The 25,635-nt window shown below is 64.0% G+C and carries 23 protein-coding genes and 1 pseudogene; 19 read left to right on the top strand and 5 right to left on the bottom strand.

Annotated elements, in window-relative coordinates; translation table 11 throughout:
* Positions 1-371: hypothetical protein (locus RHODMAR_RS10000; RefSeq protein WP_042938643.1), on the bottom strand; the 371-nt coding region annotated here is incomplete at its 3' end.
* Positions 372-522: 151 nt separating this feature from the next.
* Here RHODMAR_RS10000 and RHODMAR_RS10005 point away from each other — a divergent pair.
* The gene (locus RHODMAR_RS10005; protein ID WP_081605956.1) at positions 523-855 is read left to right on the top strand and encodes a DUF4352 domain-containing protein; all 333 of its coding nucleotides are present in this window, start codon (positions 523-525) and stop codon (positions 853-855) included.
* A 112-nt stretch (positions 856-967) separates the two neighbouring features.
* Here RHODMAR_RS10005 and RHODMAR_RS10010 read toward each other — a convergent pair whose 3' ends face one another.
* Complete coding sequence (locus tag RHODMAR_RS10010) at positions 968-1,366, bottom strand: ASCH domain-containing protein (protein ID WP_008714026.1); 399 nt, start codon at positions 1,364-1,366, stop codon at positions 968-970.
* Between the two features lie 7 nt (positions 1,367-1,373).
* Positions 1,374-2,426, bottom strand: coding sequence for an endonuclease/exonuclease/phosphatase family protein (locus RHODMAR_RS10015; protein WP_086000250.1), 1,053 nt, complete (start codon positions 2,424-2,426; stop codon positions 1,374-1,376).
* Positions 2,427-2,526: 100 nt separating this feature from the next.
* Here RHODMAR_RS10015 and RHODMAR_RS10020 point away from each other — a divergent pair, with 100 nt between their 5' ends.
* The 18 genes and pseudogenes from RHODMAR_RS10020 (at position 2,527) to RHODMAR_RS10105 (ending at position 23,916) form a co-directional block, all read left to right on the top strand.
* Positions 2,527-3,324 carry a TIGR03084 family metal-binding protein gene (locus RHODMAR_RS10020; RefSeq protein WP_008714029.1) on the top strand — a complete coding sequence of 266 codons (798 nt, stop codon included), beginning with the start codon at positions 2,527-2,529 and terminating at the stop codon, positions 3,322-3,324.
* Positions 3,325-3,335: 11 nt separating this feature from the next.
* Positions 3,336-5,066, top strand: a complete 1,731-nt coding sequence (locus RHODMAR_RS10025; protein WP_051047930.1) for an acyclic terpene utilization AtuA family protein — start codon at positions 3,336-3,338, stop codon at positions 5,064-5,066.
* Positions 5,063-6,211, top strand: coding sequence for an acyl-CoA dehydrogenase family protein (locus RHODMAR_RS10030; RefSeq protein WP_008714032.1), 1,149 nt, complete (start codon positions 5,063-5,065; stop codon positions 6,209-6,211). Before RHODMAR_RS10025 ends, RHODMAR_RS10030 begins: the two co-directional genes overlap by 4 nt.
* Positions 6,208-7,806, top strand: a complete 1,599-nt coding sequence (locus tag RHODMAR_RS10035; protein WP_008714034.1) for an acyl-CoA carboxylase subunit beta — start codon at positions 6,208-6,210, stop codon at positions 7,804-7,806. The genes RHODMAR_RS10030 and RHODMAR_RS10035 overlap by 4 nt, the downstream gene beginning before the upstream one ends.
* Before the next feature lie 5 nt (positions 7,807-7,811).
* Positions 7,812-9,809: an acetyl/propionyl/methylcrotonyl-CoA carboxylase subunit alpha gene (locus tag RHODMAR_RS10040; RefSeq protein WP_008714037.1), complete on the top strand. Its 1,998-nt coding sequence runs from the start codon at positions 7,812-7,814 to the stop codon at positions 9,807-9,809.
* Positions 9,806-10,965: pseudogene (locus tag RHODMAR_RS10045) on the top strand (acyl-CoA dehydrogenase family protein). The gene RHODMAR_RS10040 and the pseudogene RHODMAR_RS10045 overlap by 4 nt, the downstream one beginning before the upstream one ends.
* Complete coding sequence (locus RHODMAR_RS10050) at positions 10,965-11,717, top strand: enoyl-CoA hydratase family protein (protein ID WP_008714040.1); 753 nt, start codon at positions 10,965-10,967, stop codon at positions 11,715-11,717. The pseudogene RHODMAR_RS10045 and the gene RHODMAR_RS10050 overlap by 1 nt, the downstream one beginning before the upstream one ends.
* 31 nt (positions 11,718-11,748) lie before the next feature.
* Entirely contained in the window at positions 11,749-12,369 is a 621-nt protein-coding gene (locus RHODMAR_RS10055) for a TetR/AcrR family transcriptional regulator (RefSeq protein WP_042938665.1), read from the top strand.
* A 46-nt stretch (positions 12,370-12,415) separates the two neighbouring features.
* Positions 12,416-13,831, top strand: coding sequence for a guanine deaminase (locus tag RHODMAR_RS10060; RefSeq protein WP_008714044.1), 1,416 nt, complete (start codon positions 12,416-12,418; stop codon positions 13,829-13,831).
* 71 nt (positions 13,832-13,902) lie between these two features.
* The gene (locus RHODMAR_RS10065; protein ID WP_008714045.1) at positions 13,903-14,418 is read left to right on the top strand and encodes a DUF3558 domain-containing protein; all 516 of its coding nucleotides are present in this window, start codon (positions 13,903-13,905) and stop codon (positions 14,416-14,418) included.
* Positions 14,415-14,942, top strand: a complete 528-nt coding sequence (locus RHODMAR_RS10070) for a DUF3558 domain-containing protein (protein ID WP_042938648.1) — start codon at positions 14,415-14,417, stop codon at positions 14,940-14,942. Before RHODMAR_RS10065 ends, RHODMAR_RS10070 begins: the two co-directional genes overlap by 4 nt.
* A 295-nt stretch (positions 14,943-15,237) precedes the next feature.
* Complete coding sequence (rpsL, locus tag RHODMAR_RS10075) at positions 15,238-15,612, top strand: 30S ribosomal protein S12 (RefSeq protein WP_008714048.1); 375 nt, start codon at positions 15,238-15,240, stop codon at positions 15,610-15,612.
* Between the two features lies 1 nt (position 15,613).
* Positions 15,614-16,084, top strand: a complete 471-nt coding sequence (gene rpsG, locus RHODMAR_RS10080; RefSeq protein ID WP_003941856.1) for a 30S ribosomal protein S7 — start codon at positions 15,614-15,616, stop codon at positions 16,082-16,084.
* Positions 16,085-16,179: 95 nt separating this feature from the next.
* Positions 16,180-18,282, top strand: coding sequence for an elongation factor G (gene fusA / locus RHODMAR_RS10085; protein ID WP_008714054.1), 2,103 nt, complete (start codon positions 16,180-16,182; stop codon positions 18,280-18,282).
* 102 nt (positions 18,283-18,384) lie between these two features.
* Complete coding sequence (gene tuf, locus RHODMAR_RS10090; RefSeq protein ID WP_008714056.1) at positions 18,385-19,575, top strand: elongation factor Tu; 1,191 nt, start codon at positions 18,385-18,387, stop codon at positions 19,573-19,575.
* 165 nt (positions 19,576-19,740) lie between these two features.
* Positions 19,741-21,036, top strand: a complete 1,296-nt coding sequence (locus tag RHODMAR_RS10095) for a 3' terminal RNA ribose 2'-O-methyltransferase Hen1 (RefSeq protein WP_232433618.1) — start codon at positions 19,741-19,743, stop codon at positions 21,034-21,036.
* A complete protein-coding gene (locus RHODMAR_RS10100) occupies positions 21,033-23,558 on the top strand; it encodes a polynucleotide kinase-phosphatase (protein WP_008714059.1) in 2,526 nt (841 codons plus the stop codon). Before RHODMAR_RS10095 ends, RHODMAR_RS10100 begins: the two co-directional genes overlap by 4 nt.
* Before the next feature lie 61 nt (positions 23,559-23,619).
* On the top strand, positions 23,620-23,916 hold the full coding sequence (locus RHODMAR_RS10105; protein WP_042938652.1) for a putative quinol monooxygenase: 297 nt from the start codon (positions 23,620-23,622) through the stop codon (positions 23,914-23,916).
* Between the two features lie 125 nt (positions 23,917-24,041).
* On the opposite strand, the gene RHODMAR_RS10110 is transcribed toward RHODMAR_RS10105, so the two are convergent.
* Both RHODMAR_RS10110 and RHODMAR_RS10115 read right to left on the bottom strand, forming a co-directional pair.
* Positions 24,042-24,602 carry a hypothetical protein gene (locus tag RHODMAR_RS10110; RefSeq protein WP_008714063.1) on the bottom strand — a complete coding sequence of 187 codons (561 nt, stop codon included), beginning with the start codon at positions 24,600-24,602 and terminating at the stop codon, positions 24,042-24,044.
* Entirely contained in the window at positions 24,602-25,546 is a 945-nt protein-coding gene (locus tag RHODMAR_RS10115; protein WP_008714065.1) for a DUF6286 domain-containing Asp23/Gls24 family envelope stress response protein, read from the bottom strand. The genes RHODMAR_RS10110 and RHODMAR_RS10115 overlap by 1 nt, the downstream gene beginning before the upstream one ends.
* Positions 25,547-25,635 lie beyond the last annotated feature (89 nt).

Genomic DNA, 25,635 nt, shown 5'->3' on the forward strand with positions numbered 1-25,635 from the left:
AGGCACGCAACAAAACCGCCGACACCGGTGACATTGCCGTGAAGCTCGATCAACTCATTGCTCGCTTCGGCAGGGAACGTGCCCCCGCGCACGAAGTCGAATACGTACCGAGCGAACGTGGTCAAACCGCCTGCCTCGCGCGCAATCCGGCGGACTTTCGATACTGGGAACCCGACACCGATGGCGAAGTCGGCGGTAGCGGCCGCGCACGAGAACGGGTTGAACTGTGGCGTCACAATGCCACCGGCCCGTTCCGGATTGGGAATGTTGTTCTGAATCCATGCCCGTACCTCCGGGTCGCTCGGTGCTCTCTGCTGCAAGTCTTGTGGGACCCGCTCCAGCGCCGAGAATGCCGCCGCAAGGTTCTCCACCTGGATTTCTTTTGATGTAGCAGCGACCGGTGCAGCGCTCGCAACCTGAACGGACACACTGCTGATAACTGCTGCGATGACAGCTGAGGTAAGTGCGGTGCGAATTTTTCGGGGTTCTTCTCGAGTCGATCCTCCGGCGGTCACCGGGGCGATGTGTGCACGAAGCTACGAGGCAAATGTCATGACCGCGAACGCGCAGGGCGAGTTCATCGTCGTCACGATGCGAGTGAAGAACATCGGGGACAAGCCGCAGAGCTACTTCGGCGACGACCAGAAGATGATCGATGCGCAGGGCCGCGAGTACGGGGCATCCAGCGAGGCCGGTATGTACATGAACACCGGAGTCGCCGTGACGGGTGAGATCAACCCCGGCAATTCGATAGACGTGAAGGTCGCATTCGACGTGCCACCAGGAACCGCTCCCGCCGCGTTGCAGCTACATGACTCGATGTTTTCCAGCGGTGTGAAAGTGGCTCTTGCTTGACCTGTTTCGTTGGATCAACTCGGCCACCACCCGCGGACCCGGCGTTATCCCCATACGCCTACCCATCGACAAGATAGTGTGACCTTGACTCCCCATCCGCCTGGCCCCGTGATCACACGAGTGCGAATCGCTCCAGCACCACCTGGGTGTCGTCGTTCACGGTGAAGTGCGGATCGCCCAGTTCCGCGCGAGTCTCGGTCGAGTGCCAGAACCTCTCGTGCCCGTCTCGCCATTGCGCGACGTCGGCGTATCCCTCACCCTCGTCGAGAGCATGTTGCAGCGAAACATCCTTCAGGGCAACAATATCGACGGCGATCGTTTCGACGACGGCCACTGCGCTGCCCGCCGAGTCGACCACCGCACAACGTTCGCCGACTCGCGGAAGCACCTCGTCTGTGTGCTGAACCAACAAGCTGGCCGTTGTGGTTTTCGCACCGGACAGGACGGCCGCAACCAGTGCGTCTCGCAGCGGACCCGGATAGGCGAATTCGACAATCGGAAGTTCGGTCACTCTCACATCATATTTCGAGGTCGGCCCACACCAGTCGGTGGTCCGAGGGATGCTCGGGCAGATCCGGCCAGTACACCTGCGAATCGACCACCGTCAGATCCTCCGAGGGGAGTACGTAGTCCACACGCAGATCACCCGGGTTCGGGTCGGCGAAATCTGCTGTGTCCGTTCCGTGTCCATCGGACGTGGGAGCCGGATCCTGAACCCGCGGAAGGTCGAGAACCTGCGCGATCGCACCGGCGACCGAATCTCCGTCGACCGGATCGCTGTTCTGATCGCCCAGCATGACGAACGACGCTCCGTCCTCCAGCCCGCCGCGCACACCGTTGTCGTCGTAGAGGTAGTCCGCACCCGAGATGTATTCGGCACTGAGCCTGATCTCGTCGTGGTTGCGCTTGCCGTTGCGGTCTTCGGGTCCGTCGAAGGACGGGGGAGTGGGGTGCGAGGCCAACACGTGCAGCGTCTTTCCGTTCACGTCGATCGGTACGTCCCAGTGCGATTTGCTGGACAGTCGCAGCGCGTCGGACACATCTCCGTAGTGCTCGCGCGGCAACAGCGAATCCGGCATGTCCTTCCACAGGAAATTCTGGAACGTGCGTACCGAATCGGTGTCGATCGGATACTTCGAGAACAGCGCCATCCCGTACTGACCCGGGAACTGGCCGAATCCCCAGGCGTCGCCCGGGCCGCCGAGCGCGCCGTCTCGGTCCAGGTCGAGTCCCGAATCGACGCCCGTGTTCACCGGTGCGGTGAAGGAGTAGGGGTACCGCTGGTCGAGATAGTTGTCGTTGAAGAGCGCCACCGCATCGGCACCCGAGTAATCGAACTCGTTGATCAGCAACACATCCGGTGAATTCGCGGCGATCGTATCGGCCACCGCGCGCGCCTGTGCGTTCTCGCCGGTCAGGTCGGTCACCAACTGTCCGGCCGCGGGTCGATTGAGACTGGCGTTGAACGTCGCCACCCGGATGCTCGACGCGTCGTCGGGGGCCGAGTCCGTAGAGGAGCAGCCGGCGGACGCGATGGCGAGGATGACGGTGACGGCCACAAGTCTCGACATTTTCACGCTCGCAACCGTAAAGAAGGTAAGCGAACACGAGGTTACAAATTAACAAGCAGGCGTGCTTGCTTTTTTCTCGACCCTTTGTGAAGCTGGACCCATGGCAGATCTCGACTCCCTCGTAGACGACCTTCGCGGCGAGGGCAACGACCTCGATGCACTCGTGGCCGAGCTGACTCCGGAGCAGTGGGCGGCATCGACCCCCGCTGCAGGCTGGACCATCGCACATCAGATCGCACATCTTTCCTGGACCGACCACGTCGCGGAGCGAACCACGTCCGCCGCGGCGGGTGATTCCGCCGCCGAGGCGGACTTTGCCGTGGTTCTGCAGGGTGCATGGGAGAACCCCACCGGCTTCGTCGACGACGCCGCCGAGGGTGAATCTCGCAACCCCGAACTGTTGAACGACTGGCGTACCCGACGCCGCGCCATGACCGATGCACTGACGCAGGTCCCGTCGGGAACCAAGATCACGTGGTTCGGACCCCCGATGAGTGCCGCGTCCATGGCCACCGCGCGGCTGATGGAGACCTGGGCCCACGGCCAGGATGTCGCCGACGCACTGGGCGTCACGCGGGCAGCCACCGACCGGATCCGCGGCGTTGCGCACATCGGCGTCCGTACAAGGGATTTCGCCTATGCGGTGAACCAGCAGACCGCGCCCGCCGAGCCGTTCCGGATAGAACTGACCGCGCCGTCGGGTGAGCTCTGGACGTGGGGGCCCGAGGACGCCGCCCAGCGGGTGAGCGGCCCGGCGCTCGACTTCTGCCTTCTCGTCACTCAGCGCGCCCACCGCGACAACCTCGACATCCATGCCGAGGGAAGCGATGCCGCGCACTGGCTCACCATCGCCCAAGCCTTCGCAGGCCTTCCCGGAGCAGGACGAGACCGAGCATGACAAGAGAAGGCATGACTGTGCGTATCGGTAACTGTTCGGGCTTCTACGGAGACCGGCTCTCCGCAATGCGTGAGATGCTCGAGGGCGGCGAACTCGACTACCTCACCGGCGACTATCTCGCCGAGCTCACGATGCTCATTCTGGGCCGCGACCGGATGAAGGACGCGACCCGCGGCTACGCCAAAACCTTTCTGCGTCAGGCCGAGGACTGCCTGGGTCTGGCTCTCGACAAGGGCGTCAAGATCGTTGCGAATGCCGGCGGACTCAATCCGCGAGGACTGGCCGAGGCGCTGGAGAAGCTCGATTCCGGTGCGAAGATCGCCTACGTCGATGGTGACGACCTCCTGGGAAGGGCCACCGAACTCGGTCTCGGCAGCCCCCTGACGGCCAATGCGTACCTCGGCGCGTGGGGCATCGTCGAGTGCCTGAACTCCGGTGCCGACGTCGTGGTCACCGGCCGTGTCACCGACGCCAGCGTGATCGTCGGACCGGCTGCGGCGCACTTCGGCTGGACGCCAACCGATTACGACGCCCTGGCCGGAGCCGTCATCGCCGGACACGTCATCGAATGCGGAACTCAGGCGACGGGTGGCAACTACTCCTTCTTCACCGAGATCGCAGACATGTCGCGTCCGGGATTTCCGATCGCGGAAATTCACGAAGACGGCTCGAGTGTCATCACCAAACACGAGGGCACCGGCGGTGCTGTCAGCGTCGGCACGGTGACCGCACAGTTGCTGTACGAGATCACCGGCGGGCGCTACGCGAACCCCGATGTCACCGCGCGCATCGACTCGGCGATGCTGGCGCAGGAGACCAGCGATCGAGTGTCGATCACGGGTGTGACCGGAGAAGCGCCGCCGCCCACCTACAAGGTGTCGCTCAACGCGCTCGGCGGTTTCCGCAACGAATTCACCATGGTGCTCACCGGCCTCGACATCGAAGCCAAAGCGGCACTCGCGCACAGTCAATTCGAGTCCTGGCTCAGCGATCGTCCGGCCGAACTGGAGTGGACTCTGGTGCGTACCGACAAGCCGGACGCCTCGACGGAGGAGACGGCCAGCGCCCTGCTGCGCTGCGTGGCCCGCGACAGCAACCCCGATGTCGTAGGGCGTCAGTTCTCCGCAGTGGCAGTCGAACTCGCACTGGCCAGCTACCCCGGATTCTCGGTCACCGCGCCGCCTGGAAACGGAGCGCCGTACGGGGTGTTCACGGCCGGCTTCGTCGACGCAGCCGAGGTACCGCATGTTGCGCATCGGGCCGACGGCACCGAACGTGCCATCGCGCCGTCGACGGAGACACGAGCGTTGGAACCTTTGGAAGAGCCCACACTTCCGGAACCCAGACCCCCGGAAGCAACCATCCGAGCGCCTCTCGGCATCATTGCTGCGGCTCGAAGCGGCGACAAGGGCGGTAACGCCAACGTCGGGGTGTGGGTGCGCACCGATGACGAATTCGCCTGGCTGGTACATGCATTGACGGTCGAGCAACTGAAGCGGATGTTGCCCGAGGCCGAGCAACTCACCGTCACGCGGCACGTATTGCCCAACCTGCGTGCCGTCAACTTCGTCATCGACGGCATCCTCGGACAAGGCGTCGCATCGCAGGCCAGATTCGATCCGCAAGCCAAGGGGCTCGGTGAGTGGCTGCGGTCGCGGCACATCGACATCCCCGAAACGCTGGCCTACAGCTCAGGAGTGGAGCCTGCGGAACGACCCGACAAGAGTGGAGAACTGATATGAGCATCTGGACGACGCCCGAGCGTCAGCAGTTGCGAAAGACCGTCCGCAGCTTCGTCGAGCAGGACATCGCTCCGTACATGAATCAGTGGGAGAGCGACGGCGAGATTCCACGTGACCTGCACAAGAAGGCGGCCGCTCTCGGTTTGCTCGGAGCCGGTTTTCCCGAGGAGGTCGGCGGCGACGGCGGGGATCTCGCCGACGCGGTCGTGATCTGCGAGGAGATGCATCAGGCCGGTGCCTCGGGCGGTCTGTTCGCATCGCTGTTCACCAGCGGAATCGCGTTGCCGCACCTGATTGCAGCCGGCGACGCCGACCAGATCGAGAAGTGGGTACGGCCAACCCTGGCGGGGGAGAAGATCGGCTCGCTCGCGATCACCGAGCCGGGTGGCGGCTCCGACGTCGGCCACCTCAGGACGAAGGCGGTCAGGGACGGCGAGCACTTTGTCGTCAACGGATCGAAGACGTACATCACCTCGGGCTGCCGAGCCGACTTCGTCGTCGCTGCTGTCCGCACCGGAGGCGACGGTGCCGCAGGGGTGTCACTGCTCGTCATCGAGAAGGGAACGCCGGGCTTCGAGGTGACCAGCAAGTTGGACAAGATGGGTTGGCGCGCATCCGATACCGCTGAGCTTGCATTCGTCGACGCCCGCGTCCCCGTGAGCAACCTCGTCGGTGCCGAGAACAGCGGCTTCGCGCAGATCGCGCAGGCGTTTCTCACCGAGCGCATCGCCCTCGCCGCCCAGGCCTACGCCAGCGCGCAGCGATGCCTCGATCTGACGTTGCAGTGGGTCCGCGATCGGGAGACGTTCGGAAAGCCGCTCATCGCACGGCAGTCCGTGCAGAACACCGTCACCGAAATGGCGCGCAAGATCGACATTGCCCGCGTCTACACCCGGTCCCTCGTCGAGCGATCCCTGCAGGAGAACCAGGACTTCATCGCCGAGGTCTGCTTCGCCAAGAACACCGCCGTCGAATCCGGAGAGTGGGTCGCCAATGCGGCAGTGCAGCTCTTCGGCGGACTCGGCTACATGCGCGAAAGTGAAGTCGAGCGGCAGTATCGCGATATGAGGATCCTCGGCATCGGCGGCGGCACCACCGAAATCCTCACCGGACTGGCAGCAAAACGATTGGGGTACCAGGCATGAGCGTGCTGAAGTCCACCCTCGACACCACATCGGAGCAATTCAACGGTGCGACCGAGGCGATGAACACCAAGCTCGGCGAGATCGACGCCGAGCACTCGAAGGCTCTGCTGGGCGGCGGCGAGAAGTACATCGAGCGGCACAAGAAGCGCGGCAAGCTCTTGGCCCGCGAACGCATCGAGTTGCTGATCGACGAGGACTCCGCGTTTCTCGAACTGTGCCCACTCGCGGCCTGGGGCAGCGACTTTCCGGTGGGAGCCAGCACCGTCATGGGCATCGGCGTCGTGTGCGGCGTCGAATGTCTCATCGTCGCCAACGATCCGACGGTCCGCGGCGGGGCCAGTAACCCGTGGACTCTCAAGAAGGGGTTCCGCGGCAACGACATCGCGACCCAGAACCGGCTCCCGGTCATCTCCTTGGTCGAGTCCGGCGGTGCCGATCTGCCGACGCAGAAGGAGGTCTTCATTCCGGGCGGCCGAATGTTCCGCGACCTGACACAGCTGTCGGCGGCGGGCATTCCGACGATCGCATTGGTGTTCGGCAACTCCACCGCCGGTGGCGCATACATTCCCGGTATGTCGGATCACGTCGTCATGGTCAAGGAGCGATCCAAGGTGTTCCTCGCCGGGCCGCCCCTGGTCAAGATGGCCACCGGTGAGGATTCCGACGACGAGTCCCTCGGTGGGGCCGAGATGCACGCCCGAAAGTCCGGTCTCGCCGACTACTTCGCCGTCGACGAGCAGGATGCCATCCGCATCGGACGCAGCATCGTCTCCCGGTTGAACTGGAAAAAGAAGGGGCCCCAGCCGCGCACCGAGGTCATCGAGCCGCTGGCCGATCCCGAGGATCTGCTCGGCATCGTGCCCACCGACCTGAAGATCCCGTTCGACCCCCGCGAGGTCATCGCCCGCATCGTCGACGGCTCGGATTTCGACGAGTTCAAGCCCATGTACGGCGGCTCTCTCGTCACCGGATGGGCCGAGCTGCACGGCTACCCGATCGGCATTCTCGCCAATGCTCGCGGCGTGCTGTTCAGCGAGGAATCGCAGAAGGCGACGCAGTTCATCCAGCTCGCCAACCGATCGAATACGCCACTGTTGTTCCTGCACAACACCACCGGCTACATGGTCGGCAAGGAGTACGAGGAAGGCGGGATGATCAAGCACGGCTCGATGATGATCAACGCCGTCTCGAACTCGACGGTTCCGCACATCTCGATCCTGCTCGGTGCGTCGTACGGAGCCGGCCACTACGGCATGTGCGGCCGCGCCTTCGATCCGCGATTCCTGTTCGCCTGGCCGTCCAGCAAATCCGCCGTGATGGGCGGCGCGCAACTCGCCGGTGTCATCTCCATCGTCGGACGCGCCGCCGCCGAAGCTCGCGGACAAGCCTTCGATGCCGAGGCCGACGCCGGCCTGCGCGCGATGATCGAGGCGCAGATCGAAGCCGAGTCGCTGCCGATGTTTCTCTCCGGACGCCTCTACGACGACGGTGTCATCGACCCCCGTGATACCCGCACGGTAGTGGGAATGTGCCTGTCGGCCATCGCCTCTGCCCCGATCGAAGGCACCGCCAACTTCGGTGTCTTCCGGATGTGAGAGACATGACTGTGTTATCTGGTCACTACGCAGGCTACGCTCCTGTCAGCAGCATCCTGGTCGCCAACCGCGGTGAAATCGCCCGACGCGTCTTCACCACGTGCCGCGCCGAGGGGATCGATACCGTCGCGGTGTTCTCCGATGCCGACGCGAACTCCCCGCACGTGCGCGAGGCCGATGCAGCCGTGCGCCTGCCCGGTAACAGCTCGAGCGAGACCTACCTGCGCGGTGAGCTCGTCATCGCCGCGGCAGTACAGGCCGGAGCCGACGCAATACATCCGGGATACGGATTTCTGTCCGAGAACGCCGATTTCGCGCAGCAGGTGCAGAACGCGGGGCTGACGTGGATCGGACCGCCCGTCAAGGCCATCGACATGATGGGCTCGAAGGTCGAGTCCAAGAAGATGATGGCCGACGCCGGGGTGCCGGTGCTGACGCAACTCGATCCCGCGTCGGTCACCGAGAACGAACTCCCGGTATTGATCAAGGCATCTGCGGGCGGCGGCGGGCGCGGCATGCGCATCGTGCGCAGCCTCGACAGCCTGCAGTCCGAACTCGAAGCGGCCGAGCGCGAGGCGTTGTCGGCTTTCGGTGACGGCACGGTGTTCGTCGAGCGCTACATCGAGACCGGCCGGCACATCGAAGTTCAGGTCATGGCCGACCGATTCGGCACCGTGTGGACGGTCGGCGAGCGCGAATGCTCGATCCAACGTCGACACCAGAAGGTGGTCGAAGAAGCACCGTCGCCACTCGTCGAACGCGTCGACGGTATGCGCGAAAGGCTCTTCGAGGCCGCGAGACTCGCTACCGAGGCCATCGGGTACGAGGGTGCAGGCACCGTCGAATTCCTCGCCGACGAGAAGGGCAACTTCTTCTTCCTCGAGATGAACACTCGTCTGCAGGTGGAGCACCCGGTCACCGAATGCACAACGGGACTGGATCTGGTTGCGCTGCAGATCCGAGTGGCGTCGGGGGAGCGGTTGCCCGCCGAGCAGCCGGTGACGCGCGGCCACTCCATCGAGGTTCGCCTGTACGCGGAGGACCCGGCCCAGGATTGGCAGCCGCAGAGCGGTGCCGTGCACCGATTCGAGATCCCCGGCTCGCAGTTCGAGGTTCTCGACAAAGCAGGCATCAGAGTGGACTCCGGCGTCGAGACCGGCAGCGTGGTGGGCACTCACTACGACCCGATGCTGGCGAAGGTCATCTCCTTCGCGCCGACGCGAGACCAGGCTGCGAACCTACTGGCGAAAGCATTGCAGAGGGCCACGATTCACGGGCTGAAGACCAACCGAGATCTGCTGGTCAACATTCTGCGGCATCCGGCGTTCCTGGCGGGGGACACCGACACTGCCTTTTTCGCCACCCATGGCCTCGACGTTCTGTCGCTGCCGATCGCACAGGGCCGTGCCGCGCAATTGTCGGCGCTCGCGGCCGCATTGGCCGATGCAGCGAACAACAGAAAGCACGCCCGAGTGAACGCGGGACTACCGGGCGGCTGGCGGAACCTGCGGTCGCAGCCACAGCGAAAGACCTACAACGACATCACTGTCGAGTATTCGATCGGGCGCAACGGGCTGACGTCCTCGCTCGATGGCGTCGAACTCGTCGATCACACTCCCTCGCAGGTGACGCTCGACGACAACGGGATTCGGCGTACGTTCGAGGTGCACAGCTACGGCTCGGATGTGTTCGTCGACTCCGCACTCGGGCCGGTTCGGCTGGTTCGGGCTCCACGCTTCACCGACCCCACCGACGAGGTGGCGGCCGGGTCTCTGCTGGCTCCGATGCCGGGTAGCGTCATCAGAATCGCTGCAGCGCAGGGCGATACCGTCACCGCCGGTCAGCCGATCCTGTGGCTGGAGGCGATGAAGATGGAACACACGGTCACCGCGCCGACAGATGGTGTGCTCACCGAATTGAACGTGCAGCAAGGTCAGCAAGTCGAAGTAGGGCAGGTGCTGGCAGTGGTCACCGAAGAATCTGTAGGAGAGGAACAATCATGAGTTTCGTCGAAACCGAAGAGCAGAAGGGGCTGCGCAACGCAGTCTCGTCACTGGGCAAGCGGTACAACTACATCGACTACGTGCTGCCCAAGGCACGCAAGGGTGAGCCACTGACCGAACTGTGGAACGAGGCAGGCAAGCTCGGCTTCCTCGGCGTCAACCTGCCCGAGGAGTACGGCGCGGGGGCGCAGGCATCTACGAGCTCGCGCTCGTCCAGGAAGAGCTTGCCTCGCACGGCGCCGGTCTGCTCCTCGTGGTCGTCAGCCCGGCGATCTGCGGCACCATCATCGGTAAGTACGGCACCGCCGATCAGAAGCAGGAGTGGCTCACCCCTCTCGCCGACGGTTCCAAGATCATGGTCTTCGGCATCACCGAACCCGACGCGGGATCGAACTCCCACCAGATCACCACGACCGCGCGACGCGATGGTGACCAGTGGGTTCTCAAGGGCAACAAGATCTACATCTCCGGCGTCGATCAGGCCGACGCCGTCTTGATCGTCGCGCGCACCGAGGACTCGAAGACCGGCAAGCTCAAGCCGGCCCTGTTCATCGTGCCCACCGATGCCCCCGGTCTGCAGAAGACGCAGATGGAGATGGACATCGTCGAGCCGGATCACCAGTTCGTGCTGTTCCTCGACGACGTTCGTTTGCCGGCCGAGGCGCTGGTGGGTGAGGCCGATGCCGCGCTGATGCAGCTGTTCGCGGGCCTGAACCCCGAACGCATTCTCGGTGCCGCGATGGCGATCGGCATGGGCCGCTACGCCCTCGACGCAGCGGTGAAGTACGCCAAGGAACGCACCGTCTGGAAGACGCCCATCGGGGCTCACCAGGGACTGTCTCATCCGTTGGCGCAGTGCAAGATCGAGCTCGAGCTCGCCAAGCTGATGATGCAGAAGGCAGCGGTGCTCTACGACTCCGGCGACGATTTCGGTGCCGCCGAGGCCGCGAACATGGCCAAATACGCTGCCGCCGAGGCCAGTATCAAGGCACTCGACCAAGCGATCCAGACCCACGGCGGGGCCGGACTGAGCAGTGAGTACGGCTTGGCCGCGATGCTCGGGGCCGCCCGCATCGCCCGCGTGGCACCGGTGAGTCGGGAGATGATCCTGAACTTCGTCTCGCAACATTCGCTCGGGCTGCCGAGAAGCTACTGATGGCGGTCACGTACGAGTTGGGCAGCAGGACAGCGTATGTGACGCTGGATTCGCCGGAGAACCGAAACGCCTTGTCCTCGGTGCTGGTCGAAGAGCTCACCGCCGGTCTCACGGCTGCGGCGGAGAACGACCACGTCAGAACGATCGTGCTCGGCCACACCGGCGGAACCTTCTGTGCCGGTGCCGACCTTCGCGAGGCAGGTGCATCGCCGGAGTTGCGCACCCGGCAGATGCTGGACCTGATGCGGTTGATCATCGACACCCCCAAGCCCGTCATCGCGCGCATCGACGGGCACGTGCGGGCGGGCGGCATGGGTCTGGTCGCCGCCTGCGATGTAGCGATCGCCGGACCCGAGAGCTCGTTCGCACTCACCGAGGCTCGCCTCGGACTTGCCGCGTCGGTCATCTCCGTCGCCGTGCTCCCGCGACTGACCTCTCGGGCCGCGAGTCGCTACTTCCTCACCGGAGAGACGTTCGACAGTGCCACGGCCGAGGCGATCGGCCTGATCACCGTGGCCGACGTCGTCCCGGCGGCTGCGGTGGCCGACTTCATGATCATGTTCTCGAAATGTTCGCCGCAGGGCCTGGCCGAGTCGAAGATGCTCACCACTGCGGCCATCCGGCGCGAGATCGACGAGCGTGGGAGGGCCGTCGCCGAGCAATCTGCCAGGTTGTTTGCATCCGACGAGGCGCGAGAGGGGATGATGTCCTTTCTGGAGAAGAGGCCCCCATCCTGGGTGGTCGAGAAGTAGGGCGGCCTAGAACAAGTAGAGGGAGATGGTGATGGCGCGCGAACCCAAGCAGGACCGAAGCAGGGTGACGCGTCAGCGACTGCTCGAGGCGACGATCGACTCACTCGCCGAGCAAGGTTGGGGTGCGACGACGGTCGGCGTCGTCGCCGAACGCGCCGGAGTCTCTCGCGGCGCGACCCAGCACCATTTCCCGACGCGTGAGGATTTGATCACCGGGGCGCTCGAGTACATGTTCGACATTCGAATGGACCACGCGCGCCGCGAGGCGCAGGACATTGCGCCCGGGCCCGGACGGACGAAGCTCGTGGTCGAGCGGCTCGTCGAGTACTACACCGGCCCGATGTTCAAAGCGGCACTGCAGGTCTGGACGGCGGCGTCGGCCGATCCCGAGCTACGCGATCGGATCGTGCCCCTCGAGGAGCGGTTCGGTCGTCGCGCGCACCAGATGGCCGTCGAGAACCTCGGGGTCGACGACAACGATCCCGTCACCCACCGCCTCGTCCAGGCGACCCTCGACCTCGCCCGCGGTCTGGGTCTGGCCGATGTGCTCACCGACGACGCGCGCCGACGGGCCGAGGTCGTGCGGTCGTGGGCCGATGTTCTCGACGTGTCGCTGCACGCGAGGCAGTCCACTGGATCGATAGCTCTCTAGAACAGCCGGTCTGCAGTACCGAGCAACCTGTGCTTGAGTCTGGCTGGTGACTTCCGATTCCGCACGCGTGCACCGCGGCCACATTTTTCACGTCGCCGGATCGCCCACGGTCATCGATGCCGCGGACGCGCTGGTGTCGATTCCCGACGGTGCCCTGGTGGTGTCCGAGGAAGGGAAAATCGAATTCTGCGGCGAATTCGATTCTCTTCCAGAGCAATACGCGCAGCTGGACACCGCCGATCATCGACCGGGATTTCTACTTCCGGGGTTCGTCGACACCCACATTCACTTTCCGCAGACCTACGCCGGAGATTCCTACGGCGGCGGCCAGCTCCTCGAATGGCTGAACGCGTGCATCTTCCCGTCCGAGTCTCGCTTCGCCGATCCCGAGTTCGCGGCCGCGGCGGCACGGGACTTCTGCGCCGCACGTATCCGGGCCGGCACCACGCAGGCGATGGTGTTCGGATCGGCCTTCCCCCATGCGCAGGATTCGTTGTTCTCCGAGACCGCGAAGCACGGACTGCGCATCGTCAGCGGGCGAGGCGTCCAGACCACCGGGCCGGCGTCGGCGAAGGCATTGATCACCGGTGAGGACGAGGCAATCCGGCTCGTGTCGGAGGAGATCGAGAAGTGGCACGCCGCCGATACCGGCGATGTCGAGACGGCGATGTTGCACGTGGCCGTCGTGCCGAGATTTTCGCTCTCGGTGACGACGGAGACGTTGAAGAATCTCGGCGAGCTCTACGATTCGGTCCGTGCCCGAGGCGTCTACTTCCACACTCATCTGAACGAGAACAACCGCGCGGGTACCGGCGAGATCGACGCGACGAAGGCCGCGTATCAGGTGGAGAACTACCTCGACACCTACGACGGCAAGTTTCTGCCCGGCTCACAGGTGGGCGGCAAGAGCTTTCTCGGCAAGCGCACCATCCTGGCCCATGCGGTGCACTGCCAGGACGCCGAACTGGAACGAATGGCCGAGACCGGCACCTCCATCGCGCACTGTCCGACGTCCCAGCAGTTTCTGGGCTCGGGCACGATGCCGTGGAAGCGAACGGTGGCGGCGGGAGTGAACATCGCCCTCGGCTCGGATTTCGGCGGCGGCGACGAATGGTTGCTTCCGCAGGTACTCGCCGACGCGTTCAAGGTGCACATTTCCGAGGCAGACGAGGAGGGATTGTCACTGCACCCGGCAGAGCTGCTGTTCACCGGAACCCTCGCCGGGGCTCGGGCGCTGGACATGGAGAACCGAATCGGCAACTTCGACGCAGGCAAGGAAGCGGATTTCGTCGTCGTCGATCCGTCCGTATGGCCGCAGTTGGCGGCGGCGATCGACCACGGTGTCCGCGCCGACGATCCGGAGCTGGCCCGCGATCAAACCCTGTTCGCTCTGCTGATGGCCATGCGAGAACCGGCGATCGTGGGGGTGTACGTCCGGGGACTCGCTGTCCACGGCCGGTGACGAGAGACCCGTCGGTTGATAGGTTCGGTGCGAGATCCGAACGGCAACCCGAACAGCAGGCGAAGGACGGCATGAAGCGAGTGGTACTGGCCATCACTGCAGTCGCCGCGCTGGTCGCAGGCTGTGGTGGCGGCGAGAACGACGCCGCATCGTCCGAAGAAGTGACAACGACCACCACGGCATACGAGCCCGGTCCCTTCTTCGGTGAATGCGGATCGATCACCGACGCCGAGGTGCAGTCCGCGTTCGGAGCGGGCCCGTTCGGACAGATCACCCGCAACTCCGTCGGCTGCCAGTGGGAAACCGTCGGCTTCGGCGGCCCAGGCGTCAGCTTCTCCTGGTACCGCGGCAGTCCGATCGGACGCGAACGGGCCGGTTCGGAGTTGATCGGGCGTCCGGCCGACGACATCGAGATCGACGGCAATCCAGGGTTCGAGGCCGAGCAAGGCACGCTGTGCGAGCTCGGCGTGCAGTTCGGCGACGACTTCTTCCACTGGTCGATCACATATTCCGACGGACCCGCGGCGCGCCCGCCCTGCGACGTCGCAAACGAGCTCGCGAAGCTGACCGTGGAGCGTAAGCAATGAGAAACAGTCGAGTGATTGCTGCGGCCGCGACCCTGTTGCTCGTCGCCGGTTGTTCCCAGACCGTCGAGGGGACCGCGTTGCCGGCCAGCTTCGGGGGATCGGGTGGACAAGAATTCACCAAGTTGTTGACCGAGTGCGACGCCGTGTCCGACGAGCAGATCCAGGAAACCACCGGAGCCGACGCCATCGCGCGGGGCTTCTTCGGGGCCATCTGTCGGTGGGATCTCGTGGGTTCCGCGGGCACGGTGAAGGTGACGTTCAACTGGTTCGAATCCGGCACGCTGGCGGCCGAGCGAGCCGCTGACGAGAAGATGATGTACACCGTCGGGGACACAACAGTGCAGGGTCGCAAGGCAATACAGGCCCAGCGTCCGAACGATTCGGCATCGTGCGGGGTCTCGGCGGGAGCGGACAGGGCGGGCATCTTCGGGTGGTGGGTGCAGTACCAGCCGGACGCCGCGCATCCCGATCCCTGCCAGGCCGCGGCGAAGCTGGCCGACCTCACGCTCAACCTGAGCCGGTAGGTTGCGCGGGCTCATCAGGGGTGTTTTGACCCGAGGCAACGCTGCCAGGTATCGTTATGGGTCGTGTCCGGCCTGGCCGGAACGTTTGTGTGCCTATGCGAGGTACAGCCGTGCGCACGTTCGCTTGAAAGAGCGCGCAACCGGCTGGACGTGTGGGGGTATGCGACACACCCGACCGCGGGGTGCAAGAGACCCGCAGAAGTAGTACCGGAGCAGCAGCGGTACCGGGTGAGGAGCAGTGTTCTCTTGCTCCAACTGCTAGATCCCTGTTTATCGACACGAAGAAAGCCGGTTTATGCCAACGATCAACCAGCTGGTCCGTAAGGGACGCACCGACAAGGTCGCGAAACTGAAGACCGCTGCCCTCAAGGGCAGTCCACAGCGCCGTGGCGTGTGCACTCGCGTGTACACCACCACCCCCAAGAAGCCGAACTCCGCTCTCCGTAAGGTCGCGCGCGTTCGCCTCACCTCTTCGGTCGAGGTAACGGCATACATCCCCGGTGAGGGTCACAACCTGCAGGAGCACTCCATGGTGCTCGTTCGCGGCGGTCGTGTGAAGGACCTCCCGGGTGTGCGTTACAAGATCATCCGCGGCTCGCTCGACACCCAGGGTGTCAAGAACCGCAAGCAGGCTCGCAGCCGCTACGGAGCCAAGAAGGAGAAGAGCTGATATGCCACGCAAGGGCCCAGCACCCAAGCGGCCGCTGATCAACGACCCGGTCTACGGATCGCCGTTGGTCACGCAGCTCGTCAACAAGATCCTCCTCGACGGCAAGAAGTCGACTGCAGAGCGCATCGTCTACCAGGCTCTGGAGCAGGCTCGCGAGAAGACCGGCACCGACCCCGTCGTCACGCTCAAGCGTGCACTCGACAACGTCAAGCCGGCCCTCGAGGTTCGCAGCCGTCGCGTCGGTGGTGCCACCTACCAGGTGCCCGTCGAGGTTCGTCCCGGCCGCTCCACCACGCTGGCACTGCGCTGGCTGGTCACGTTCTCGCGCGCTCGTCGTGAGAAGACCATGGTCGAGCGTCTGGCGAACGAGTTGCTCGACGCGAGCAACGGCCTCGGTGCCGCTGTGAAGCGTCGCGAGGACACTCACAAGATGGCCGAAGCCAACAAGGCGTTCGCCCACTACCGCTGGTGATCTCCTCGCTCGGGCGGCACTCGGAACTATCCGATGCCGCCGGAGCGTTGATCAGCTCAGGCAATACCTCTTCCAACACCAAGGCGGGTTAACTCGTGGCACAGGACGTGCTGACCGACCTACTCAAGGTCCGCAACATCGGCATCATGGCCCACATCGATGCCGGCAAGACCACCACTACCGAACGCATCCTCTTCTACACCGGTATCTCCTACAAGATCGGTGAAGTTCACGATGGCGCAGCCACCATGGACTGGATGGAGCAGGAGCAGGAACGTGGCATCACGATCACTTCTGCTGCCACGACGTGCTTCTGGAACGAAAACCAGATCAACATCATCGACACCCCCGGGCACGTCGACTTCACCGTCGAGGTGGAGCGTTCGCTCCGCGTGCTCGACGGCGCTGTCGCAGTGTTCGACGGCAAAGAAGGTGTCGAGCCGCAGTCCGAGCAGGTGTGGCGTCAGGCCGACAAGTACGACGTGCCGCGTATCTGCTTCGTCAACAAGATGGACAAGCTCGGCGCTGATTTCTACTACACCGTGCAGACCATCATCGATCGTCTCGGTGCCAAGCCGCTGGTCATTCAGCTGCCGATCGGTGCGGAGAGCAACTTCGAAGGCATCGTCGACCTCGTCGAGATGAACGCGAAGATCTGGCGCGGCGAGACCAAGCTGGGCGAGACCTACGAAACCATCGAGATCCCCGAAGATCTCAAGGAGCGCGCAGCCGAGTACCGCGAAATGCTGCTCGAGACCGTGGCCGAGTCCGACGAGGCGCTTCTGGAGAAGCACTTCGGCGGCGAAGAGCTCACGATCGACGAGATCAAGGCTGCCATCCGCAAGATGACGGTCAACAGCGAGCTGTACCCGATCCTGTGTGGATCCGCGTTCAAGAACAAGGGCGTTCAGCCCATGCTCGACGCGGTCATCGACTACCTCCCGTCACCCCTCGACGTTGCCGAGACCATCGGACACGCCGTCGGCGACGAGGAAAAGGAGATCACTCGCAAGCCGTCCGCAGACGAGCCGTTCGCAGCTCTCGCGTTCAAGATCGCGACGCACCCCTTCTTCGGCAAGCTGACCTACGTCCGGGTGTACTCGGGCAAGGTCGACTCCGGCGCTCAGGTCATCAACTCGACCAAGGGCAAGAAGGAGCGTCTGGGCAAGCTCTTCCAGATGCACTCCAACAAGGAGAACGCGATCGCGACCGCGTCTGCCGGTCACATCTACGCCGTCATCGGCCTCAAGGACACCACGACGGGTGACACGCTCTGCGATCCGCAGAACCAGATCATCCTCGAGTCCATGAGCTTCCCGGACCCGGTCATCCAGGTCTCGATCGAGCCGAAGACCAAGTCCGACCAGGAGAAGCTGGGAACAGCAATCCAGAAGCTCGCCGAAGAGGATCCCACCTTCTCGGTGAAGTTGGACGAGGACACCGGCCAGACGGTCATCGGCGGCATGGGCGAGCTCCACCTCGACATCCTCGTCGACCGTATGCGTCGCGAGTTCAAGGTCGAGGCCAACGTCGGCAAGCCGCAGGTCGCGTACCGCGAGACCATCCGCAAGACGGTCGAGAAGCACGACTACACGCACAAGAAGCAGACCGGTGGCTCCGGCCAGTTCGCGAAGGTCATCATCAAGCTCGAGCCTTTCGAGGGCGAAGACGGCGCGACCTACGAGTTCGAGAACAAGGTCAGCGGCGGTCGTGTGCCCAGGGAGTACATCCCCTCGGTCGACGCAGGTGCTCAGGACGCCATGCAGTACGGTGTTCTCGCCGGATACCCGCTGGTCAACGTCAAGGTCACACTGCTCGACGGTGCGTACCACGATGTCGACTCGTCGGAAATGGCCTTCAAGGTCGCCGGCTCACAAGCGTTCAAGGAAGCCGCCCGTAAGGCCAGCCCCGTCATCCTCGAACCCGTCATGGCCGTCGAGGTCATCACGCCCGAGGATTACATGGGTGAGGTCATCGGCGACCTGAACTCCCGCCGTGGTCAGATTCAGGCCATGGAGGAACGCAGCGGTGCCCGTATCGTCAAGGCACTGGTTCCGCTGTCGGAGATGTTCGGCTACATCGGAGACCTTCGGTCGAAGACGCAGGGCCGCGCTAACTACTCCATGGTCTTCGATTCGTACGCAGAAGTTCCCGCGAACGTAGCGAAGGAAATCATCGCGAAGGTGAACGGAGAGTAATTCTCTCCGCTTGCTGGACCACGCTCGACCTGTAATAAGAAACAACACATACGCGTGCTTGCCCCGCAGGGGTACGCACAGATCAGTCCAGGAGGACACACAGTGGCGAAGGCGAAGTTCGATCGGACGAAGCCGCACGTCAACATCGGCACCATCGGTCACGTTGACCACGGTAAGACGACGCTGACGGCTGCAATCACCAAGGTTCTGCACGACAAGTTCCCGGACCTGAACGAGGCATCGGCTTTCGATCAGATCGACAAGGCTCCGGAGGAGAAGGCTCGTGGTATCACGATCAACATCTCCCACGTCGAGTACCAGACCGAGAAGCGCCACTACGCGCACGTCGATGCACCGGGTCACGCCGACTACATCAAGAACATGATCACCGGCGCGGCTCAGATGGACGGCGCAATCCTGGTCGTGGCAGCTACCGACGGCCCGATGCCGCAGACCCGCGAGCACGTGCTGCTCGCTCGCCAGGTCGGCGTGCCGTACATCCTGGTTGCACTGAACAAGGCCGACATGGTCGACGACGACGAGATCATCGAGCTCGTCGAGATGGAGGTCCGCGAGCTCCTCGCTTCGCAGGAGTTCGACGAGGACGCACCGGTCATCAAGGTCTCCGCACTCAAGGCCCTCGAGGGTGACGAGAAGTGGGGCGAGTCGGTTCTGGAGCTCATGCAGGCCGTCGACGATTCCGTTCCGGATCCCGTCCGCGAGACCGACAAGCCGTTCCTCATGCCCGTCGAGGACGTCTTCACCATCACCGGCCGTGGCACCGTGGTCACCGGACGTATCGAGCGCGGCTCGGTCAACGTCAACGAAGAGGTCGAGATCGTCGGCATCCGCCCCGGATCGACCAAGACCACCGTCACCGGAATCGAAATGTTCCGCAAGCTGCTCGACTCGGGTCAGGCAGGCGACAACGTCGGCCTCCTCGTTCGTGGCATCAAGCGCGAAGACGTCGAGCGTGGACAGGTCATCATCAAGCCGGGCACCACGACTCCCCACACGGAGTTCGAGGGCAACGCTTACATCCTGTCCAAGGACGAGGGCGGCCGCCACACGCCGTTCTTCAACAACTACCGCCCGCAGTTCTACTTCCGTACCACGGACGTTACGGGCGTTGTGACCCTCCCCGAGGGCACCGAGATGGTCATGCCCGGTGACAACACCGAGATGTCCGTCACGCTGATCCAGCCGGTCGCCATGGATGTCGGCCTGCGTTTCGCTATCCGTGAGGGCGGTCGTACCGTCGGAGCCGGTCGCGTCACGAAGATCATCAAGTGATCTAGTTTCACCCAGCACTACACAAGCGGCACTCACCTTCGGGTGGGTGCCGCTTTTGCGTGCGCCGCTCCCGCGGACTGGGGGGAGAGAGAGACGGGCGGACGAGAGAAAATTCGGACGCATCGGGCGCAGTCGTCCCGTAACGTCGCAGCGGTGCTACTGACCGTGACTGCAAATGCGACAACCGATTTCCCGGACGCCTCCGAGATCGGGTATCTGTTGCACAAGCACCCCGATCGCGTGCAGACCCGCGACCTGCCGATGGGGAGAACGACGGTGCTGTACCCAGAAGTCTCGGCCGAGCGCACGACTGTTGCCGTCCTGCTGGACGGGAATGCGGCGTCAGGCCTTGCGGTAGCTCTATCGAGACTGTTCAAGCAGACCCTCGCCGGCGTCTGCACCTCAAGGACCGAACTGGTCTCTGCTGCAATCGATCTGACCATTTCGCTGCCTGCCGCACCGTCGCGTGGTTCCGCCGATCTCGCGTCGCGGCTGTTCGGTCCACTGGGGTGGAAGGTCGAGGCGACGCCTATTCCGCTCGATCCGACGCAGCCGAAGTGGGGCGACTCCGAATACATCGACCTCGCACTGACCGGCATGTTCACTCTGTCCGCCGCCCTGCGGCACCTGTATGTGCTTCTCCCTGTGCTCGACGACTCCAAGCACTACTGGGTAGGCGAGGACGAGGCCGACAAACTCGTTCGAGCAGCGGGGGATTGGCTCGGAGATCACCCTGAGTCGTCGTTGATCGCGTCCCGCTATCTGGCGCACCGCCGCGAACTCGTGGCCTCGGCGCTGGACCGACTGGTTCCCGACGCGCCACAGGGCGACACGGCACCGCGGGATCCGACGTTGGCCGAGCAGCGAGTACGCGACGTCCTGACTGCGCTCATAGTGGCCGGCGCGAAATCGGTGATCGACCTGGGATGCGGCGAGGGCCGTCTACTGCGGGAACTTCTCGTGAACAGCACCTTCGACCGCATCCTCGGTGCCGACGTGAGTGATCGTGCACTCGCCAAGGCGCACCGCCGGTTGCGTGTGGAGGATATGTCGGATCGGCAGAGAGCACGCATCGAACTGGTCCAGTCTTCGGCAACGTACCGCGATGTGCGGTTGCAGGGATTCGACGCGTTGGTGCTCATGGAGGTCATCGAGCACGTCGACCTCGATCGGCTGCCGGCGTTGGTGCGCTCGGTCTTTCGTGATGCCCGGCCCCGAACGGTGCTCATGACCACACCCAACTCGGAGTACAACGTGCTGTATCCAGGCCTCGAACCGGGAGCCTTCCGGCACGTCGATCACCGATTCGAGTTCACCCGCGCCGAATATCAGCAGTGGACATCGTCGGTGGCAGACGCCCACGCCTATTCGGTTCGTATCGAGGGGATCGGGCCGGTCGACGAGAACCGAGGGACTCCAACCCAGATGGCCGTATTCACCCGAGAGGAGCAGGACCGATGAGTGCTTTCGACATTCCGGATCTCTCCCTCGTCGTGCTCGTCGGCATCAGCGGTTCCGGCAAGTCGTCCTTTGCAGCATCACATTTCGGCCCGTACGAGACGGTATCGAGTGACGCGTGCCGTGGGATGGTCAGCAACGACCCCAATCTGCAGAGCGCAACCAAGGACGAGTTCGCGGTGCTGGAGTTCCTTGTCGCGACCAGGCTTCGGGCCGGTCTGCTCACCGTCGTCGATGCTACGAACGTCCAACCGGCTGCGCGCAAGGCGCTGATCGCGCTGGCTCGTGAACACGACGTGCTCCCGGTTGCCGTCGTATTCGATGTGCCGGAATCGGTGTGTGCGGGGCGCAACGAGGAGCGCACGGACAGGACGTTCGGACGAGACGTATTGCGCCGCCAGCAGTCTCAGTTGCAGCGTTCGATGCGCGGCCTGTCCAAAGAAGGTTTTCGCGCGGTCCATGTACTCGACGGTGTCGAGGCGGTGGCGTCGGCGCAGTTCGTTCGGACGCCGCTCCGCAGCGATCGCCGCGTGCTCACGGGACCGTTCGACGTCATCGGCGACATCCACGGCTGTCTTGCCGAACTCGAAAGCCTGCTCGATGCACTGGGTTACACGCTCGACCGCGACGAGGCCGGTCGGGCGGTCGGTGCGACGCCACCGCCCGGTCGTACCGCGGTGTTCCTCGGCGACTACGTCGACCGCGGACCCGATTCGGTCGGTGTACTGCGGCTGGTGATGGGAATGGTCGGTGCCGGATCGGCGCTGGCAGTTCCGGGCAACCACGAGAACAAGCTCGTCAAGGCACTGCGGGGGCGGAAGGTGACCGCATCGCACGGTCTGGCCGAGACCCTCGAGCAACTCGAAGCCGAATCCGAAGACTTCCGCAGGGAGGTCCTCGAATTCTGTGACGGGCTCGTCGCGCACCTCGTGCTGGACGACGGAAAGCTCGTCGTTGCCCACGCCGGTCTGATCGGGAAGTACCACAACAGGGCGTCGGGCAGGGTTCGAAGTTTTGCACTGTACGGCGACACCACGGGCGAGACCGACGAATTCGGCCTGCCGGTGCGGTATCCGTGGGCCCAGGACTATCGCGGCTCGGCGACAGTGCTCTACGGGCACACGCCGGTCCCGGAAGTGGAGTGGGAGAACAACACTGCGTGCCTCGACACAGGGTGCGTCTTCGGTGGGAAGCTCACGGCGCTGCGCTATCCGGAGCGCGAGATCGTCTCGGTGCCGGCTGAGCAGGTGTGGTACGAGCCAGCGCGACCGATGGGCGCGTTCACTCGTGATGCCGCGTCGCTCGATCTGTCCGACGTGATCGGGCCGACGGGTGTCGAGACGTCATTGCGTGGGCGTGTGTCTGTTCGGTCCGAGAATGCCGCGGGCGCACTGGAAGTGATGAGTCGGTTCGCATTGGCGCCGCAATGGTTGCACTATCTGCCGCCGACCATGGCACCGAGTAGAACGTCTGAGCGCGAGGGCTACCTCGAGTATCCGACCGAGGCGTACGAAGCTTATCGGGCGCTCGGTGCGTCGACGGTGATCTGCGAGGAGAAGCACATGGGCTCGCGGGTGGTCGTGGTGGTGTGTCGAGACGCCGATACCGCTCGGGAGAAGTTCGACGCTCAGGAGGGAGTGCTCGGCACCGCGTACACGCGAACCGGTAGACCGGCGTTCGACGAGTCGCTCACCGGTGAGCTGATCTCCGGGGTGTCCGACGCGATCGAGAAGGCCGGTGTGTGGGACGAATTGGGCTCGAACTGGCTGATTCTCGATTGCGAACTGATGCCGTGGTCTGCGAAAGCGGAGGGCCTGATCAAGACCGAGTACGCCGCGGTCGCAGCAGTGTCTCGGGCGAATCTCGAGGCCGAAGCCGCCGTGCTCGCTCGGGCCGACTCTCGTGGTCTGGCCGTGCAACAACTACAGGAGGAGAACGCACTGCGCCAGCACAACCTCGGCGAGTTCACCGATGCCTATCGGCGCTACATCTGGCCGACGGACGGATTGGACGGTGTTCGGATCGCGCCGTTTCAGGTGCTGGCGTCCAACGTCGAGACGTATGCGGATCGTGCGCATCAGTGGCACCTCGATGTGGCCGATCGGTTGGTAGTCGCCGCTCCCGAGGTGTTCGCCACCACCCGTCGGATCGAGGTGGATCTCTCTTCGCCTGATTCGATTGCAGCAGGGGAGAAGTGGTGGGAGGAGTTGACGGCACAAGGCGGCGAGGGCATGGTCGTCAAACCCGCGGGTAATGCTCCGCGCGGAACGATGCAGCCCGGCATGAAGGTTCGCGGCAGAGAATACCTGCGGCTGATCTACGGTGCCGACTACACCGACCCGGATCGACTGACTGCACTGCGCAACCGAAACGTGGGACACAAGCAGTCGATGGCCCTACGCGAATACGCGCTGGGAATGGAAGCGCTGGATCGGTCGGTACGCGGTGAGCCGCTCTATCGCATCCACCAGGCGGTGTTCGCTGTCCTGGCACTGGAATCGGAACCCGTCGACCCGCGGCTGTAAGTGCCTAGGTACCCCCGGCGAGACGTATCCACACCACTGCCGCAGGCACTATCATTCGGCGATGACAATCAGACTCGTTGTGTCCGTGGAGACGAAGGCGGGCCTCGGCGCTCGACAGGTCGAGGCATTCGCCGCGCTGGCGCCTCTGGTTCGCGCGGAACCGGGTTGCCTGCAGTACGACCTGCACCGGGTTCTCGACTCGGGGGAGCGGTTCGTCATTCTCGAACACTGGGAATCGGCTGAAGCGCTGGCGGCTCACGGCGAGGCCCCGCATATGCTCGACGCCGCTGTCACGAACAAGGAGTTCCGAGCGGGGCTGGCAGAGGTGCTGGTCATCGAAGGCGCGGCCGTCGGCTAGACCTCGCGCGCAGCCTCGGCTCAGGCCTTCTGGTTGGGATCGATGTGGGTTTCAGTCGGTCAGATTGCAACAAAGGGACATTGATCCCAACCGGGAGAGGCGTCGGCAAGCGGCAGTCGACCGGATCACTGCGGCGCAGTGGCACGATCGACGTGCAACTGAACGCGGGTGGCGACATACGTACCAGCGAGTGATTCGGCCACGAACTCGGCGCGGGATTCGGCCCTGGAAGTGAACGCGACCACATCGAAATCTGCTGCAGCGTAGACAGACACGGCGATAGTGGGCATTCCGCGGTCGTCGATCGCCGTGCCGCGAGCTCGGCGAACACCGGGGAATTCTGCCAACTCTGCCGCGACGCCCGATGCGATTGCGCTCAGGTCCACGTGCGCCGAGAAATGTGGCTCCTCGATGACACTCGCCGTCCCGGTTCGACGCGGAGAGAAGTTGCCGATCAACAATCCCAGCGCCGCCACGACGGCCACTACGACGACGATCACCAGCGTCGGCACCCACCAACCCTGCTGCGGCAATTCCGCAATGCGCGCACGATCGAAGCGAGACAACGTCTCTCGTGCCCACGGAGCGTCGTAGTGCCAGGCGAGGGCGAAGCCGCCGGCTCCCAGGAGGACGAGCCCGGCGGCAACGGCCAGGAGTCGATCCACCCCGGCGACGAGTGTCTTCATCACGACACCCTCGTCGGTTGTGCGACCGAGTGCTTCACCGTCAGACGTCGTCCGGCCGAGGCGACGGACACAACCGGCGCAAGTGCTTCGCGCACAGCAGCGTCGATACCGTCGACATCGAATGCCGCATCACGCTCCACTCGTACCTCGATCTTCTTGCGCGTGACGACTGTGTGTGCGACCGAGACTCGACTGTGTGACTGCGCTGCAGCACTGCACAATCGGGCGATGTCGGTGGGCGTGGCCCAGACAGTCGAAGACGATTCGCCCAGGCCGGAATGAGTTCTCGTGCGAGGTTTGACTCCGATGAACACCAGGAACAATCCGATGACGGCAGAACCGACAGCGGCGGCGATCATCCAACTCTGCCAGTGCAATTCGGCGACCCACGAGACGGCGTCGGCGATCCACGGGCTGCCGCCGATGCTTCCGTGTGCAATGAAGAATTCGCGACCGGCAACGAAGGCCACGCCGAGGAGGGCGAACCCGAACAACAGTGCCACCGGCATCGCGGCCGGACCGGCAGTGGGTGGGCGGGGTGAAATGGTCTGTGCCACGTGCACACCAGCGGTCGGATCGGTACTGCGATCGAGGATGGTCTCGGATACCAGCACGTTCACTCGATGCACGTGCAGTCCGGTCATCGTCGCCAATGCAGCTTCGACGGTCGCGTGTACGGCCTCGCTGACCTCGGTGATCTGCGACGGCCACGTCACGCCGATGTAGAGGTTGACGGCGATCGTGCCGTCGCCGAGAGTGATGTCGGCCCGCGGGAGTTCTCGCCCGGTCAGTCGCGACATGCCACCGGTGGTGCGGGTGACACGAGGATCCTTCAAGGCCGCCGCGATGGCGGTCCGGGATATCGCCCGATCCTTTATTTCCAGGCCGCCGCGAGAATCGGGGTCGGTATCGACACCGTCGTCGGATGCAGCCTGCGTCGTCACCGAGATCCTTCTGCCGTTCGCGGCCCGCTCGATTGCGGTTCGCGCTCCACAACTGTAGTGACGACCCACCGCCGATGCCGTCGCAGTAG

This window comes from Rhodococcus sp. AW25M09 (assembly GCF_000333955.1).
GTDB lineage: Bacteria > Actinomycetota > Actinomycetes > Mycobacteriales > Mycobacteriaceae > Rhodococcoides.

Coding starts and splice junctions, on each gene's coding strand:
- RHODMAR_RS10065 (WP_008714045.1), top strand. CDS start 13,903: ATGAAGCGAGTGGTACTGGCCATCACTGCAGTCGCCGCGCTGGTCGCA.
- RHODMAR_RS10015 (WP_086000250.1), bottom strand. CDS start 2,426: ATGTCGAGACTTGTGGCCGTCACCGTCATCCTCGCCATCGCGTCCGCC.
- RHODMAR_RS10030 (WP_008714032.1), top strand. CDS start 5,063: ATGAGCATCTGGACGACGCCCGAGCGTCAGCAGTTGCGAAAGACCGTC.
- RHODMAR_RS10040 (WP_008714037.1), top strand. CDS start 7,812: ATGACTGTGTTATCTGGTCACTACGCAGGCTACGCTCCTGTCAGCAGC.
- RHODMAR_RS10070 (WP_042938648.1), top strand. CDS start 14,415: ATGAGAAACAGTCGAGTGATTGCTGCGGCCGCGACCCTGTTGCTCGTC.
- RHODMAR_RS10050 (WP_008714040.1), top strand. CDS start 10,965: ATGGCGGTCACGTACGAGTTGGGCAGCAGGACAGCGTATGTGACGCTG.
- RHODMAR_RS10100 (WP_008714059.1), top strand. CDS start 21,033: ATGAGTGCTTTCGACATTCCGGATCTCTCCCTCGTCGTGCTCGTCGGC.
- RHODMAR_RS10105 (WP_042938652.1), top strand. CDS start 23,620: ATGACAATCAGACTCGTTGTGTCCGTGGAGACGAAGGCGGGCCTCGGC.
- RHODMAR_RS10035 (WP_008714034.1), top strand. CDS start 6,208: ATGAGCGTGCTGAAGTCCACCCTCGACACCACATCGGAGCAATTCAAC.
- rpsL (WP_008714048.1), top strand. CDS start 15,238: ATGCCAACGATCAACCAGCTGGTCCGTAAGGGACGCACCGACAAGGTC.
- RHODMAR_RS10025 (WP_051047930.1), top strand. CDS start 3,336: ATGACTGTGCGTATCGGTAACTGTTCGGGCTTCTACGGAGACCGGCTC.
- rpsG (WP_003941856.1), top strand. CDS start 15,614: ATGCCACGCAAGGGCCCAGCACCCAAGCGGCCGCTGATCAACGACCCG.
- RHODMAR_RS10110 (WP_008714063.1), bottom strand. CDS start 24,602: ATGAAGACACTCGTCGCCGGGGTGGATCGACTCCTGGCCGTTGCCGCC.
- RHODMAR_RS10020 (WP_008714029.1), top strand. CDS start 2,527: ATGGCAGATCTCGACTCCCTCGTAGACGACCTTCGCGGCGAGGGCAAC.
- RHODMAR_RS10005 (WP_081605956.1), top strand. CDS start 523: ATGTGTGCACGAAGCTACGAGGCAAATGTCATGACCGCGAACGCGCAG.
- RHODMAR_RS10055 (WP_042938665.1), top strand. CDS start 11,749: ATGGCGCGCGAACCCAAGCAGGACCGAAGCAGGGTGACGCGTCAGCGA.